This window comes from Allomuricauda sp. ARW1Y1, assembly GCF_013407935.1.
Lineage (GTDB): Bacteria > Bacteroidota > Bacteroidia > Flavobacteriales > Flavobacteriaceae > Flagellimonas.
Genome location: NZ_JACBZU010000002.1, coordinates 493,813 through 507,819, shown reverse-complemented (window position 1 = coordinate 507,819; position 14,007 = coordinate 493,813). Strand labels below are relative to the sequence as shown.

Here is a 14,007-nt window from a genome sequence, read left to right as displayed (position 1 = left end):
TACACCGACTTTTTTTGTCTTAATTATCCACAGAATTAAATTGTTCGATTACCTCTTCAAATTCGATGGTGTAGTGGGTCCCCTTTTTGGAGTAGTCACGGGTAATGGAGCCCCTCAACTGCCTAGCGAGGTTATAAATAAGTTTTAAACCTAAAGAATTGGACGTTTTAGGGTTAATTTCCTCGGAATACCCGATACCATTGTCGCCCAAGTACATTTTGTAGCGGTTTTCATTGATTTTTTCAACGGAAACATGGATTTCCCCGTTCGGTACTTCGACAATACCGTATTTTAAAGCGTTGGTAATGGTTTCGTTGATGATGAGCCCCAATGGAATCACCGTATCGATGCTCAACTTGTAGTTTTTGATGTCCAAGTTCACTTTAACGTCCCTACCGCTTCCTTCTACGGATCGTACCAAATAATCGCACAATTCCTTCACATAAGGTTCCAGTTCAATTTTGGAAAGGTAGTCGTCCCGCTTGTAGAGCATTTCGTGAACCATGGCCATGGATACCACTCGGTTTTGGCTACTTTTTATGATATTACTGATCTTACTGTCGTCAATGGAACGCGATTGAAGGCTCAGCAGACTGGAAACGGTCTGTAGGTTGTTTTTGACCCGGTGGTGCACTTCCTTTAACAGGGTTTCCTTTTCATCGATACGAAGTTGGATCTCGTTGCGGGATTTGTACAATTTATGATGGGCCCTTAACAAGTTCTTCCCAAAAACGCCTCCCAAAAGGTACACGGCAAATACTGCACTCAAATAGGCAAACCAGGTTTGGGATGCTTCTGGTACGGTGTTCTGCGATATTTTAAAGTCCCCGATTTCATAAAGGAATAACAAGGTGAGTACCGCAAGGTTCAAAATGAGGTACAATTGGCCAAAAACTTTGGTGGTGACATATCCGGCAAAAACAATAATGGCCAAAACAAAAATGAACGGACTTTTGATACCTCCACTGTACATGGTAATCACCACGGCCCCTAACATGGATAGGATAGAGGTTAAATTATAGGTAAGCACCAATTTTTGATGTTGCTTGTACAAAAGTGTGTTCACTATATTGATAAAGGCATACGCCAGAAAAGTGTAGGGAATCACCCCTTCAATATGCAAAAAGAAATAGCACACCAATCCGAAAATGGCAGCAAAGAATGATGAATTGTAGTTTACCTTGAGTATCAAATCAATCTTATCTTGTAATCGATATGTATCCTTTCTAGGAACTTTCATATGCTGCGCGTGAATGTGCCCTGACCACAAAATAGGTTGAATGGTGTGTGGTAGAGCTGCTTGTTGGGGTGTTTCAAGCTGTAAATCTAATTATGTTTTTGATATAAAAAAAGTGGCAGCTATAATAACTGCCACTTTGTGTGTTTTGAAGGCTTTCACTAGTCGTTGACCAGTACCCATTCCCCTTTGTCTATTAAGGGTTCGGCCTGTTTATATTTCACGGTCTTGCTTTCGCCCGACATTACATTTTTAATGGTTACCCTCTCGTTTCTACCAATTTTCGGTTTTTCCCGAACAATGGTTTCCGTAACCTGTGGACGTTGTCCTTGGGTTTGACCGGCAGCTCTATTCTGGGCCGCTAATTCGTCGCTATTGGGAATTTCTTCCTTCGTGGTCTGAAGATTTTCCTTTGGACGGCGTGCCGCACGTGCTTCTTGGATTTGATTGGTGTTCTCGGAAGGCAGTTCCCCTTTGAAAAGGAAAGAGATGACCTCACGGTTCACCTTGTCCATCATCTCCTTGAAAAGTTCAAAAGCCTCAAACTTATAAATCAACAAAGGATCTTTTTGCTCATGGACGGCCAATTGCACGGATTGTTTCAACTCATCCATTTTGCGCAAGTGTGTTTTCCAAGAATCATCGATGATTGCCAGTGTGATGTTTTTCTCGAAATCGGTAATCAACTGCTTACCATTGGTATTGTACGCCTTTTCCAAATTGGTCACCACATTCAGCGATTTGATACCATCGGTGAAAGGCACCACAATGCGTTCGAATTTATTGGATTCGTCCTCGTATACCTTTTTAATGACCTGGAATGCCACACTGGCGCTACGCTCCATCTTTTGCTTGTAGAAAGCATAGGCCTCGTCATTGATTTTCATGGCAATCTGCTGGAAACTCATTCTTTTGAACTCTTCTTCACTTATCGGTGATGTAATGGAGAAGTATTTGATGAGCTCAAACTCGAAGTTCTTGAAGTCATCTGCCATTTTGTTGGTCTCGGCTATGGCCTCACAGGTATCGTATATCATGTTGGCGATATCCACTTTGAGGCGTTCCCCTTCCAAGGCATGGCGTCTTCGTTTGTAAATGACCTCTCGCTGCGCGTTCATTACATCATCATATTCCAACAAACGCTTACGGATACCAAAGTTGTTTTCCTCTACTTTTTTCTGGGCACGCTCTATGGATTTGGTCATCATGGAATGTTGGATTACTTCACCTTCTTCCAAGCCCATGCGGTCCATCATTTTGGCCACACGGTCCGATCCAAATAAACGCATCAAATTATCTTCCAGCGAGACATAGAATTGGGAACTACCGGGGTCTCCTTGACGTCCGGAACGACCTCTGAGCTGCCTGTCCACACGTCTGGAATCGTGGCGTTCCGTACCAATAATGGCCAAACCACCGGCTTCTTTCACCTCTGGGGACAATTTAATATCGGTACCCCTACCGGCCATGTTGGTGGCGATGGTCACCACTCCAGCCTTACCAGCTTCGGCAACGATATCCGCCTCTTTTTTGTGGAGCTTTGCGTTCAATACGTTGTGCGGCACTTTGCGTACGCTCAACAATTTGGACAGCAACTCTGAAATTTCAACAGAAGTAGTACCAATCAAAACGGGCCTACCGGCCTGCGATAGTTTGGTAACCTCGTCTATGATGGCATTGTATTTTTCGCGTTTGGTCTTGTAGATCAAATCGTGCCTGTCGTCACGGGCGATGGGTCGGTTGGTTGGGATTTCCATTACGTCCAACTCATAGATTTCCCAAAATTCACCTGCTTCTGTCACCGCTGTACCCGTCATACCGGATAGCTTGTTGTACATTCTAAAATAGTTCTGAAGGGTGATGGTGGCAAAGGTCTGGGTCATCGCCTCGATTTTTACGTTCTCCTTGGCCTCAATGGCTTGGTGGAGACCATCGGAGTATCGACGCCCGTCCATGATACGACCGGTTTGTTCATCCACGATCATTACCTTGTTGTTCATCACCACATACTCCACGTCTTTTTCAAAAAGGGTGTAGGCTTTCAACAATTGGGTCATGGTGTGGATGCGTTCGCTCTTAACGGCAAAATCCTTGAAGAGTTCTTCCTTGAGCTCCGCTTCTTTTTCGATTTCCAGACCTTGGTTCTCGATTTTTGCAATCTCACTTCCAATATCGGGCATCACAAAGAATTCCTTGTCCTGATCGTCGGAGATGTATTCCACCCCTTTATCGGTCAATTCGATTTGGTTGTTCTTTTCATCGATAACGAACAATAGGTCTTCGTCCACTTTGGGCATTTCCCTATTGTTGTCCTGCATGTAAAAATTTTCGGTCTTTTGAAGCAGTTGCTTCACGCCCTCTTCGCTCAAAAACTTGATGAGTGCCTTGTTTTTCGGAAGTCCGCGATGCACGCGAAGTAAAAGAAAGCCTCCTTCTTTGGTGTTGCCTTCCTTGATCAATTTTTTGGCCTCGGCCAATACGCCTGTCAGGTGCTGGCGTTGCTTTTGCACAATGTCGGCAACTTGGGGCTTTAGCTCATTGAACTCATGTCGGTCACCTTCTGGAACCGGACCCGAGATGATCAAAGGGGTACGGGCATCATCTATCAATACCGAATCCACCTCATCCACAATGGCGTAGTGGTGCGGGCGCTGTACCAAATCATCTGGAGTATGCGCCATGTTGTCCCTCAGATAATCAAAACCAAACTCGTTGTTGGTACCGTAGGTAATATCGGCATTGTAGGCGGCCCTTCTTCCATCGGAATTGGGTCGGTGCTTATCGATGCAGTCCACGGAAAGCCCATGGAACTCAAAAATAGGGGCCATCCAAGCGCTGTCCCTTTTGGCGAGGTAATCGTTTACCGTCACCAAGTGGGCACCTTTTCCTGCCAATGCGTTCAAATAGAGTGGGAGGGTGGCTACCAATGTTTTACCCTCACCTGTTTGCATTTCGGCAATTTTTCCTTGGTGCAGGGCTATACCACCGATCAGCTGAACATCGTAATGCACCATATCCCAGGTCACTTCCTTGCCTGCGGCATCCCATGAGTTTTGCCAAACTGCTTTATCGCCTTCCAAGGTCACATAATCCTTATCACCGGATAGCATGCGATCAAATTCGCTTGCAGTGACCGTTAGGGTTTCGTTGGCCGCAAATCGTTTTGCGGTTTCCTTGACCACGGCAAAGGCTTCTGGAAGTATATCGTTCAGGGTTTTTTCCGAAATTTTGTAGGCTTCCTCGTTGAGTTTGTCGATTTCGGAATAAATCTCTTCGTTACGGTCAATGTCGTTGGAGTTTTCGACCTCTGCCTGTAACTCGGCTATTTTGTTATTGATTTCTTTGCAGTCTTCGGCTATTCGGGCCTTGAATTCGGCTGTTTTCTGTCTCAGTTCGTCATGTGACAATCCTTCCAGCTGCTGCTCAAAGGATTTGATTTCTTTCACCAAAGGTTGCAGGGATTTCACATCCTTCTCCGATTTGTCTCCTACAAATACCTTTAGTACGGAATTAATAAAACTCATGAAATATGTTTTCTATTGATTGTCAAAAGTTGTTCCATCGATGGGATTGCGATGAAAATCTTTCGCTAGGCTGTCAAAATTACATAAAAAAAAGCCTCAAAAGAGACTTTTTAACGTGGTTTATGTGTTTCAATTTTAATATTCATCCTCGTTCCAGAGGTAATCTTCCTCGGTAGGATAGTCGGGCCAGATTTCTTCAATCGACTCGTATATTTCGCCACCCTCTTCTTCCATAGATTGTAAATTCTCTACAACTTCCAACGGTGCTCCTGTACGAATGGCGTAATCTATCAGCTCGTCTTTGGTTGCTGGCCAAGGCGCATCACTTAAATATGAAGCTAATTCTAAAGTCCAGTACATAGTAACGGTTTGATTTTAAATTTTTTGCAAAAATAATTTTTAAACCCAATTTGCCAAGTAAAAACAGTATTATTTAAAAATTATTTTATTGTTGGCAAAACATTTGGGTCAAAAAAGTGATTTTCTCAGTCCAACTTCTCTGGAATCCATTTGACCTCTTGGGCTTTCAAATCCTTTGACAACTTGCGTGCCAGTACGAACAAATAATCCGAAAGTCGGTTGATGTACGACAAAACGTTATCTGGAACCGGTTCATTTTCATGTAGATAGGAAATCATTCGCTCGCCTCGACGGCAAACGGTCCTGGCGATATGACAGTATGACACGGTGGTGTGGCCACCGGGAAGGATAAAATGTGTCATTTCTGGTAGTTCTTCGTTCATGCTATCCATTTCTTGCTCCAAAAACTCAATATCTTCTGAACTAATGCGAGGTATCTTTAATCTATTGTCCTTTTTGGGCTCCGTGGCCAATATGGAACCGACGGTAAATAGCTTTTCTTGGATCAGGGTGAGTGTTTTTTTGGAATGCTCGTCGATATTCTGATCGCGAAGCAAACCCAAATGAGAGTTGAGCTCATCCATGGTACCGTAACTTTCTATACGGGCATGGTGCTTGGGTACTCGGGTTCCGGTAAATAATGCTGTGGTGCCCTTGTCGCCAGTCTTGGTGTATATCTTCATTTTCTTTTGATAGTAAGTTGTACGTTGTCGCTGTTAAAGTATCGGAAGCTATTGGTCACGGTCTTTGTCGCGTTGGCGTTTGCCTTCCATGAACTTTCGGGACCTTCTGCGTTTGGTCGCTTTCTTGTTACGGAACAAAATAATCAAATAAATGAGGCCCAAAACGCCCAATACGTACCAAATGGTGTTATCTGATGCTACATTTTCCATACCCTAAAATTACCGTTTTATATCCGAATCCTGAAATGTTCTTTTACCTGTTCCCGTCGGATGGACAACAGGCCGCAATGAAACATATCGATGCTTACCGTTATTTCTGGGAGGGCTATCAAATGGTTCCATTGTTCCAAATCTTCCGCTGTTCGGTGAATGGAATCCACCAAAATAATACTGTCGTTATGCAATTTTCCTTCGGAAAGTAGCTGCTGAAAGGTTCCACTCGCCAATTTATCTACAAAAAGCAGGTCGCAGGGATACCCATCAAATTGAATTTCAGGGAAGGTTTGTTGGACGAGTTTTTTTACTTGCGTTTTATTTTTGATGCTGACTTTTTCAAAACCGAAGTACGCAATGGTTTTGAGCAATACATTGATACTCCTGTTTTTGTGCATCTTGTTTTTGGCATAAAGACACTGCGTTACATAACGGAACACAAAAGGGGAGTGCACACCATGTTGGTTGGTGGAAACCATTAAAAATTTCAGATATGAAACGAATCGGAACCACATGGCTATCCTTCTAAAATGGAAGAAAGCTCGAACCAGCGTTCCGTTTTTTCCTCTATGGCATCGGTAACTTCTTTGAGCTCGATGGAGAGTTTGGCAATGGCATCGCCGTCCAAATCAGGGTCGGTGAACTTGTGCTGTAGAGCCTCTTTCTTTTCCTCTAATTTTTGAATGTCCTTTTCCAACTGCTTGTACTCCTTTTGCTCGGAATAGGAAAGTTTGCCACCGCTGGTGTCCCGCCAATTATTTTCGGTCTTTTCGGAGGTAGTGGTCTTGTTTTCCCGTTCCTCGCTGACTTTGCTGCTCTCGTACACCCTGTAATCCGAGTAATTTCCTGGGAAATCTTCGATAATGCCCTCTCCCCGAAATACAAATAGGTGGTCTACGATTTTGTCCATAAAATAGCGGTCGTGGGAAACCACGATCAAGCAGCCCGGAAAATCCAACAAAAAGCTTTCGAGCACATTCAGGGTAACAATGTCCAAATCGTTGGTGGGTTCATCCAGAATCAAAAAGTTGGGATTTTGAATGAGCACGGTACACAAGTAAAGCCGCTTGCGCTCCCCGCCACTCAGTTTTTCCACAAAATCGTATTGTTTTTTTCTATCGAACAGGAAACGTTCCAGTAATTGTTGTGCGGAAATTTGCTTGCCCTTTTTCAAAGGGATGTAATCCCCAAACTCACGGATTACATCAATTACTTTTTGCCCTTCCTTGTTGGGAATACCCTTTTGGGTATAGTAACCAAATTTTACGGTGTCCCCGACCACCACTTTACCACCTTCCACACTTTCCTGTTGGGTAATGATATTCAAAAAGGTGGATTTCCCTGTTCCATTTTTTCCGATAATGCCCACACGTTCACCTTTGGTGAAATTGTAATCGAACTTGTTCAGAATGGTTTTGTCCCCATAAGATTTGGAGATATTGTGAAGCTCCAAAATCTTGCTTCCCAGACGTTCCATGTTCAGTTCTAACTGCACTTCGTGGTCCTTGCGCCTTTGATGGGCCCGTTGTTTGATTTCAGCAAAGTCATCAATACGCGATTTGGACTTGGTGGTACGTGCTTTGGGTTGTCTTCGCATCCATTCCAACTCTTTTTTGTACAGCATTTTGGTCTTTTGCTGCTCCACGGCCTCACGTTCCATGCGTGCCTCCTTTTCGTTCAAATAGTAGGAATAGTTGCCTTTGTAGGTGTAGAGTTGGTTGTTGTCCAGTTCCAATATTTCGTTGCACACCCTATCCAAAAAATAGCGATCGTGTGTCACCATAAAAAGGGTAATGCTCTCCTTGGCAAAATAGGCTTCCAACCATTCGATCATTTCAAGGTCCAGATGGTTGGTCGGCTCGTCCAGAATCAATAGGTCGGGTTTGTTGAGCAGCGCATTGGCCAGTGCCAATCGCTTTTTTTGTCCTCCGGAAAGGGTGCTCACCTTCGCATTAAGGTCAGAAAGCTGCAACTGGAAAAGAATTTGTTTGTACTGTGTTTCAAAATCCCAGGCATTGAGTCGCTCCATGGCCTCAAAGGCCTTTTGGTATTGGGTGGTGTTGTCCGGGTTCTCCACCGCCTTTTCATAAGCGGCGATCACCTTCAGGATCTCGTTGTCGGTGGTAAAAATGGTCTGCTCAACGGTCAAATTCGGGTTCAGGTCGGGTTCCTGTTCCAAAAAAGAGATTTTGATGCCCTTTCGGGTGGTGACCTGTCCCGTTTCGGAGGTGTCCTTCCCCGACATGATATTGAGAATGGATGTTTTTCCGCTCCCATTTTTGGCGATAAGGGCTATTTTTTGGTCTTTGTTGATTCCAAAGGAAATATCTGAGAAGAGCACCAGCTCTCCGTAGGATTTTGATATGTTTTCGACCGTGAGTAGATTCATGAGTATGGTTTGAGGACCTTCTTACAATTTGGAATACCTGATGAGGTACACGTATCGTATGGCCAGGGTCAAAAGTAACGGAATCAGTACGGGAGAAAAAATCTGCACCTTTAGTATCCAAAGGAGGAGCATGATCGCCATCAACCCAAGAGCTAACATAAAATATTTTGGGCTCCATTGCGGAACCTTATCTTGAAACAATAGGGTGAAAGAGACTATTAGGTTGATAGGAAACGCCCATAAAATATTGTAATTATAGGGGGTGGAGGTATGGTCCGCAGCCACCCAAAGCAGAAACAAAAAGGTGCCTGCCAATCCGGTAATGAACAAGAGTGAAAAATCCAGCCACCGACTGCGCGCCTTGTGTTTAAAATCAAAATAGGTGATGATGCCCGTGAATGCCAGCAATAAGATAAACCAAAACAAGGGAGACAAGGGAAAAAATCCCCTTTGTAAATGTTCGTTATAATCCAAAATGTTGCGTTCCCTTTGCACAATGGGCTTGCCATTAAAAGTAGTGTGCCGCAATTGCTCCATGGTATAGTAGGGCAAAAACATATGCTCCTGAACGGTAGCCTTTCGGTCTACGGGTGACCCAAAAGCCAAGTCGATTCCGAACATGGACCAAGAATTCATATCCAAAAACTGGCGTACCAATTGTCTAAAGGTGTATTGTTTTTCCAGATAGGAGCCATCAAATACAATGGCGTCCCCAAACTGTTCCTTTAAAATATCGCCCGTGATGCTGGAGCAATTGTTTAGTAGGGGGTCGTAGAGATAATCCCGGTTTTCGGGCAGGTAGTTTTCCTCAAAAAATAGGAGAAGCTGATTGCGCTGCGCTACGGTCAAATCCAAAATCTGTTCCTTCACCCATCTTTTTTCCAGTTCATATTCGTAGAGGAACGCCTCAAAACTCCTGCGGGAAAGGGAATAGATCATTTTACCTTTGGTAAAATTGAGATAAAAATTGGGCTGTTCAAAATCAAACGTACCATAGTTGTATACCACATCGATGCCCAAGGCCGTGTCCTGCACCCGAAATGCGGTGTGCCCAAAAGCGGAGTACAGTGCGTCCCCCGAAGCGCAAGTGATCACGCTTACTTTTGCATTTTCCGTAAGTGTAGGTGTTTGGGAAAAAAGGAAATTTCCTAAAGCGAAGAAAAATACTAAAAGTTGGAGTTTTCGATTCATTTTGGTTTTTATCAGGGCAAATATCTGAATAAAAACGGCACCTTCCGTAGTAAGTGGCCCACAGTTCAATTTTTCCTTTATTTTTACGAAAATCTTAAGATACATGAAGTCCTATATTCCCAATTTCCTGACCTTGCTCAACGTGATGAGCGGTTGTATTGCCACGGTATTTGCAGTGCTCAATCATTTGGAGTGGGCCGCATTGTTCGTGTTTATCGGGATTTTCTTTGATTTTTTTGATGGATTGGCTGCACGGGCCTTGAAGGTACAGAGCGAGATCGGTGTACAACTCGATTCCTTGGCGGATGTGATTACCAGCGGTTTGGTGCCGGGAGTGGTCATGTTTCAATTATTGAGCATGGCGGAGCGGGGCGGATGGAACCTTGGGTTTATTGGTCATGATGCCGATATTACCCTATTACCCTTCGTGGGCTTTGCCATAACCCTGGCTTCGGCCTACCGTTTGGCCAAATTCAATGTGGACGAAAATCAGGTTTCGTCTTTTGTGGGACTGCCGACACCTGCCAATGCGATTTTGATCCTGTCTTTGCCCATGATACTCTTGTACCACAACAATGAAGCGTTGAACAACATCATACTTAATCCATGGTTTTTGGTGATTTTGACGGTTGTGAGTTCGTATCTGCTGAATTCGTCCGTTAAACTGTTTGCCCTCAAGTTCAAAAATTGGAGCTTTAAGGAAAATGGAATTCGTTATTTGTTCATCATCGGGAGCTTGGTGTTACTGCTGACCCTTCGTTTTTTGGCGATTCCAGTGATTGTTTTCGTGTATATTTTGATGTCATTGGTCGATGGAGGAGGGAAAACTGCATAGCAATCAGGAAGGGAATAAAGTTGTTTATCCATCCAAAGTTGGATTGGAGTTGCTTGTTCCCATAATTTTGATTTTTGCAATACTATTTGTGAGCACTTTTGAAAAAGCTAGTCTTACAGGCGTAGTGCTCCAGTTCGGATTAATGTTCGGCTTTGTTGCCCTTTTTTTCTCGATTTCTTATGAGGTGACCGATGAAGTTCTATCAGTAATTTCGTTTTTCTTTATCAAAAAAAACATTCTGATTAAAGATATCACTAGGATAGTGGAGTCGAACAACCCCATAAGTTCACCAGCAGCCTCTTTGGACCGATTGGAGGTGTATTACGGCAAATACAGCAGTGTCATTATCTCCCCGAAAGATAAAATGGGATTCATTGCGCATCTGAAGCGCCTTTCTCCATCCATTCAAGTGGAGCTAAAAAAGAAGAAACAGTGAAAATCTAAAAATCGAGCTTCTTTTTGCGCAGTTCAAAGTTTTGGCCCAAATACACTTTACGTACCATCTCATCCACGGCGAGTTCTTCGGGTACGCCTGCCTTTAGGATACCACCTTCGAACATCAAATAGGAGCGTTCGGTAATGGCCAAGGTTTCCTGTACGTTGTGGTCGGTGATCAAAATACCGATATTCTTGTTCTTCAATTGTGCCACAATTCGCTGAATGTCTTCAACCGCTACGGGGTCTACCCCAGCAAAAGGTTCGTCCAACAAAATAAATTTGGGGTCTGTGGCCAGGGCCCTAGCAATTTCGGTACGACGACGTTCCCCACCGGAAAGCAAATCCCCGCGGTTTTTGCGGATGTGTCCCAGACCAAACTCATCGATAAGGGACTCCATTTTCATGTGCTGCTCTTTTTTGCTCAATTTGGTGAGCTGCAAAACGCTAAGAATATTTTTTTCGATGCTCAGTTTTCGAAAAACCGATGCTTCCTGCGCCAAATAGCCTATGCCATGCTGTGCCCTTTTGTACATGGGAAAACTGGTAATGTCCATGCCATCAAGGTAAATATGGCCGCCATTGGGTTTGATCAATCCCACGATCATATAGAAAGAGGTGGTCTTTCCTGCCCCATTGGGACCCAAAAGTCCAACAATTTCACCTTGATTGACCTCTAGGGAAATGCCCTTGACAACTTTTCGGCCGCGGTAGGCCTTCATGATATTTTCTGCGCGTAGCTTCATAGGAATGTGCCAAAACTAAACATATTCTTTGTCTGGCGAATGCTCTTTTGGATTTTTTTAGGCTTCGTTTTCTTCCAGGGCTTCCCAATATTCGTAGGCGCGGCGCAAGTGGGGCACTACAATGGTTCCTCCCACTAAAGTGGCGATGCCTAGGGTTTCCATAACCTCTTCTTTGTTGGCGCCTGCATTTTTGGAACTTTCCAAGTGATATTTCACACAATCATCGCAACGGAGAACCGCAGAGGCCACCAGTCCCAATAGTTCCTTGGTCTTCACATCCAAAGCGCCTGCCATATAGGCATTGGTGTCTAGATTAAAAATACGTTTGATGAGCTTGTTGTTCTCAGCAAGCAGCTTATCGTTCATCTTGGCACGATAAGCATTAAACTCTTCTACTTTATTTGGCATTTTGTCTAGCTTTCTCTTTTCTGGCTTCTCTTTTAACTACCATTCGGGATATAAAAATACTCACCTGATACAGGACCAGTACTGGAATACAAACGATAATTTGACTGGTGATATCAGGTGGTGTGATGATGGCCGAAAGTATCAAAATGATAACCAAGGCTATTTTTCTATATTTCTTCAGGATTTCGGGGGTCACTAATCCAACCTTTGTCAGAAAGAAGATGACAATGGGCAATTCAAACATGATTCCACAGGCGATCACGGAGGCCCGAACCGTACCCACGTAGGAAGCCAAGTCGATTTCGTTCAATACTTCCTTGCTGACTTGGTATGAGCCCAAGAAATTGATGGATAGGGGGGCTACGATGTAGTACCCGAACAGCACCCCAAGAAAAAACAACCCTGAGGCGGTTATGATGAAGCCTCTGGAATGCTTTCGCTCGTTTTCATAAAGCCCTGGACTGATAAATTTCCAAAGCTCCCACAAAATGTAGGGGAAACCTAGGATCACACCTGCCCAAATCGAGGTCCAGATATGGGCGGAAAACTGTCCGGCCATCAAACGGCTCTGAATGGTAAAGGGCAACGATTCCCCACAAAACTCGGAATCTACCCCAAAGAACTTCCCAATGTTGCAAAAGAACTGATAGGTAGGGAAGTCCATGTTTTTGGGACCGAACAATATCGTATCAAAAATAAAGCCTTTGAAGGCAAAGGCTGCACAGGCAATGATGACCACCGCCAAGGTGGAGCGCACCAAATGCCAACGTAATTCTTCCAAATGGTCCAAAAAGGACATTTCATCTGGATTTTTTCTCTGTTTTTTAGCCATTATAGGATTCCCTCGTTTATCAGGTTATGGATGTGGACCACTCCCGCGTAGCTGTCACCATCAAAAGCCAATAGTTGGGATATGCTCTTTTCTTGGAGCAGTTTTAAGGCCTTTACGGCCAAAGTGTCCACGTCTACGGTCTTTGGATTGGAGGTCATAATATCCTTTGCGGTCAGTCCACTGATGTTATCGTATTTGCTCAACATTCTTCGTACGTCGCCATCGGTTACAATACCTACCACTTTGCCTTCATCCATCACAGCGGTAACACCGAGCATTTTCTCGGAAATTTCAACGATTACCTCCTTAATGTCGGCATTGATGTCCACTTGTGGTTTTTGGTTGTTCACCACAATATCGGCGACGCGCAAATATAGTTTCTTTCCCAATGCGCCACCAGGGTGGTATTTGGCAAAATCGGCACTGCTGAATCCTTTGAGCTCCAGCAGGCAAATGGCGAGGGCATCGCCCATGGACATTTGGGCAGAGGTGCTGGTGGTGGGTGCCAGGTTGTTGGGACAGGCTTCTTTTTCCACGTAGGTGTTCAGCACAAAATCGGCCTGTTTGGCCAATACGGATTCCATGTTTCCGGTGATACCGATAAGTTTGTGATTTCCAACTTTAATGAGGGGAAGCAACGCCTTGATTTCGGGAGTATTTCCGCTCTGTGACAAACAGATGACCACATCGTTTTCCTGAATAGTGCCCAAATCGCCGTGAATGGCATCTGCGGCATGCATAAAGATGGCAGGGGTGCCGGTGGAGTTTAAAGTGGCTACGATCTTAGAGGCCACAATGGCACTTTTGCCCACTCCGGTAACAATGACCCTTCCGTCGGATTCCATGATGTACTGTACGGCTTGCGCAAACTGTTCGTCCAAAAGACCGATCAGGTTGGCCACGGCCTTGCTTTCAATCTCAAGCGTCCGTTTTGCTATGGATAAAATGGATTTGGTGTCGTTCAAAGTATTAAAAAGTAATAAACCGATTTACTGATTGTATTCCTAAAAGAATGTCTTATCTTTAAGATTACAAAACTAATCAAACTATCTTTTACAGACTATTGTGAAAGTGAGAATAGATGCTTCTGTAAACGAGTGGTTAAATTGTAAAGCTTCAACTACCTATTAGGTTTGCTTGTTATTAATTGAAAA

Annotated in this window: 14 protein-coding genes; 2 read left to right on the top strand and 12 right to left on the bottom strand. The window is 44.1% G+C overall.

The annotated features are described in order from the left end of the window. Positions 1 to 19: 19 nt before the first annotated feature. From GGE08_RS07045 to GGE08_RS07010, 8 genes are all read right to left on the bottom strand, one after another. Entirely contained in the window at positions 20 to 1,240 is a 1,221-nt protein-coding gene (locus GGE08_RS07045; RefSeq protein WP_179384190.1) for a sensor histidine kinase, read from the bottom strand. 158 nt (positions 1,241 to 1,398) lie between these two features. After that, complete coding sequence (gene secA / locus GGE08_RS07040) at positions 1,399 to 4,761, bottom strand: preprotein translocase subunit SecA (RefSeq protein WP_179384189.1); 3,363 nt, start codon at positions 4,759 to 4,761, stop codon at positions 1,399 to 1,401. Between the two features lie 135 nt (positions 4,762 to 4,896). Beyond that, complete coding sequence (locus GGE08_RS07035; protein WP_013551418.1) at positions 4,897 to 5,121, bottom strand: DUF2795 domain-containing protein; 225 nt, start codon at positions 5,119 to 5,121, stop codon at positions 4,897 to 4,899. A 125-nt stretch (positions 5,122 to 5,246) separates the two neighbouring features. Next, positions 5,247 to 5,804 carry a cob(I)yrinic acid a,c-diamide adenosyltransferase gene (locus GGE08_RS07030; protein WP_179384188.1) on the bottom strand — a complete coding sequence of 186 codons (558 nt, stop codon included), beginning with the start codon at positions 5,802 to 5,804 and terminating at the stop codon, positions 5,247 to 5,249. Between the two features lie 48 nt (positions 5,805 to 5,852). Further along, complete coding sequence (locus GGE08_RS07025) at positions 5,853 to 6,014, bottom strand: hypothetical protein (RefSeq protein WP_179384187.1); 162 nt, start codon at positions 6,012 to 6,014, stop codon at positions 5,853 to 5,855. Positions 6,015 to 6,031: 17 nt separating this feature from the next. Further along, positions 6,032 to 6,496: a hypothetical protein gene (locus GGE08_RS07020; RefSeq protein WP_179384186.1), complete on the bottom strand. Its 465-nt coding sequence runs from the start codon at positions 6,494 to 6,496 to the stop codon at positions 6,032 to 6,034. Between the two features lie 38 nt (positions 6,497 to 6,534). Then, a complete protein-coding gene (locus GGE08_RS07015; protein ID WP_179384185.1) occupies positions 6,535 to 8,406 on the bottom strand; it encodes an ABC-F family ATP-binding cassette domain-containing protein in 1,872 nt (623 codons plus the stop codon). A 21-nt stretch (positions 8,407 to 8,427) separates the two neighbouring features. Continuing rightward, positions 8,428 to 9,597: a DUF4105 domain-containing protein gene (locus GGE08_RS07010; RefSeq protein WP_179384184.1), complete on the bottom strand. Its 1,170-nt coding sequence runs from the start codon at positions 9,595 to 9,597 to the stop codon at positions 8,428 to 8,430. Positions 9,598 to 9,700: 103 nt separating this feature from the next. Here GGE08_RS07010 and GGE08_RS07005 point away from each other — a divergent pair, with 103 nt between their 5' ends. Then, positions 9,701 to 10,432 (top strand): CDP-alcohol phosphatidyltransferase family protein, encoded by a 732-nt coding sequence (locus GGE08_RS07005; RefSeq protein WP_179384183.1) that lies wholly within the window; start codon positions 9,701 to 9,703, stop codon positions 10,430 to 10,432. Then, positions 10,410 to 10,868 carry a PH domain-containing protein gene (locus GGE08_RS07000; protein WP_179384182.1) on the top strand — a complete coding sequence of 153 codons (459 nt, stop codon included), beginning with the start codon at positions 10,410 to 10,412 and terminating at the stop codon, positions 10,866 to 10,868. Before GGE08_RS07005 ends, GGE08_RS07000 begins: the two co-directional genes overlap by 23 nt. Before the next feature lie 4 nt (positions 10,869 to 10,872). Here GGE08_RS07000 and lptB read toward each other — a convergent pair whose 3' ends face one another. The 4 genes from lptB to GGE08_RS06980 are packed head-to-tail and all read right to left on the bottom strand — an operon-like array spanning position 10,873 to position 13,818. Continuing rightward, positions 10,873 to 11,613: an LPS export ABC transporter ATP-binding protein gene (lptB, locus tag GGE08_RS06995; RefSeq protein ID WP_179384181.1), complete on the bottom strand. Its 741-nt coding sequence runs from the start codon at positions 11,611 to 11,613 to the stop codon at positions 10,873 to 10,875. 57 nt (positions 11,614 to 11,670) lie between these two features. Then, positions 11,671 to 12,021, bottom strand: a complete 351-nt coding sequence (locus GGE08_RS06990; protein ID WP_179384180.1) for a carboxymuconolactone decarboxylase family protein — start codon at positions 12,019 to 12,021, stop codon at positions 11,671 to 11,673. After that, on the bottom strand, positions 12,011 to 12,853 hold the full coding sequence (gene tatC / locus GGE08_RS06985) for a twin-arginine translocase subunit TatC (protein WP_179384179.1): 843 nt from the start codon (positions 12,851 to 12,853) through the stop codon (positions 12,011 to 12,013). Before tatC ends, GGE08_RS06990 begins: the two co-directional genes overlap by 11 nt. Next, positions 12,853 to 13,818 (bottom strand): SIS domain-containing protein, encoded by a 966-nt coding sequence (locus GGE08_RS06980; RefSeq protein ID WP_179384178.1) that lies wholly within the window; start codon positions 13,816 to 13,818, stop codon positions 12,853 to 12,855. The genes tatC and GGE08_RS06980 overlap by 1 nt, the downstream gene beginning before the upstream one ends. Between the last annotated feature and the right edge of the window lie 189 nt (positions 13,819 to 14,007).

Coding starts and splice junctions, on each gene's coding strand:
- GGE08_RS07030 (WP_179384188.1), bottom strand. CDS start 5,804: ATGAAGATATACACCAAGACTGGCGACAAGGGCACCACAGCATTATTT.
- GGE08_RS06990 (WP_179384180.1), bottom strand. CDS start 12,021: ATGCCAAATAAAGTAGAAGAGTTTAATGCTTATCGTGCCAAGATGAAC.
- GGE08_RS07005 (WP_179384183.1), top strand. CDS start 9,701: ATGAAGTCCTATATTCCCAATTTCCTGACCTTGCTCAACGTGATGAGC.
- GGE08_RS07045 (WP_179384190.1), bottom strand. CDS start 1,240: ATGAAAGTTCCTAGAAAGGATACATATCGATTACAAGATAAGATTGAT.
- GGE08_RS07020 (WP_179384186.1), bottom strand. CDS start 6,496: ATGGTTTCCACCAACCAACATGGTGTGCACTCCCCTTTTGTGTTCCGT.
- GGE08_RS07010 (WP_179384184.1), bottom strand. CDS start 9,597: ATGAATCGAAAACTCCAACTTTTAGTATTTTTCTTCGCTTTAGGAAAT.
- GGE08_RS07025 (WP_179384187.1), bottom strand. CDS start 6,014: ATGGAAAATGTAGCATCAGATAACACCATTTGGTACGTATTGGGCGTT.
- tatC (WP_179384179.1), bottom strand. CDS start 12,853: ATGGCTAAAAAACAGAGAAAAAATCCAGATGAAATGTCCTTTTTGGAC.
- GGE08_RS07015 (WP_179384185.1), bottom strand. CDS start 8,406: ATGAATCTACTCACGGTCGAAAACATATCAAAATCCTACGGAGAGCTG.
- lptB (WP_179384181.1), bottom strand. CDS start 11,613: ATGAAGCTACGCGCAGAAAATATCATGAAGGCCTACCGCGGCCGAAAA.
- secA (WP_179384189.1), bottom strand. CDS start 4,761: ATGAGTTTTATTAATTCCGTACTAAAGGTATTTGTAGGAGACAAATCG.
- GGE08_RS07000 (WP_179384182.1), top strand. CDS start 10,410: ATGGAGGAGGGAAAACTGCATAGCAATCAGGAAGGGAATAAAGTTGTT.
- GGE08_RS07035 (WP_013551418.1), bottom strand. CDS start 5,121: ATGTACTGGACTTTAGAATTAGCTTCATATTTAAGTGATGCGCCTTGG.